Genomic DNA, 536 nt, shown 5'->3' with positions numbered 1-536 from the left:
TGCAGCGGCTCGGGCTCCAGAATGTGGACCCAGCCCTCGTAGATCGACACGCCCGCGCCGACGCCGAAGATCAGGATCGCGACGACGAAGCTCCAGAAATACAGCTCACGCCCATAGCCGAACGGATGCGCCTCATCGGGCGGACGACGTCCGCGATGCTGGCCGTACAGCAACAGGAGCTGGTTGAAACTGTCGACGACCGAGTGGAAGCCTTCGGTCAGCATCGCCGACGATCCCGTGATCGCCGCCGCCACGAATTTGGCGAGCGCAATGCCGAGATTGGCGAAGAGCGCCGCGATAACGACGAAATTGGCTCCGCCCTGCTTGGTTGCCGACATGGATTTCCCTATTTTTGGCCCCCGACCGTTGGAGGTTACCAGCACATAGCGTGAAGGCTCGACACCAAACAGCCCAAGCAGCCAAGCCCTTTATTGACACCGGTATCAACGTGGCTAATCTCCCCTTCCTAAACAAGAATCCGGCGCGACGGATCGATGGAGGATGCCGGGAGGAAGGGGCCTAGCGACGCGAGGGCA

At 61.0% G+C, this 536-nt stretch carries 1 protein-coding gene; it reads right to left on the bottom strand.

The window, feature by feature from the left end:
- On the bottom strand, positions 1-338 hold a 338-nt coding region (locus tag AACY45_RS27775), incomplete at its 3' end, for a cation diffusion facilitator family transporter (protein ID WP_339548679.1).
- Between the last annotated feature and the right edge of the window lie 198 nt (positions 339-536).

It is taken from the genome of Pseudomonas sp. RA_35y_Pfl2_P32 (genome assembly GCF_963970735.1).
Taxonomy (GTDB): domain Bacteria; phylum Pseudomonadota; class Gammaproteobacteria; order Pseudomonadales; family Pseudomonadaceae; genus Aquipseudomonas.
Note: the sequence above shows the minus strand (reverse complement) of the source record. Positions and strands in the feature narration are given on the sequence as shown.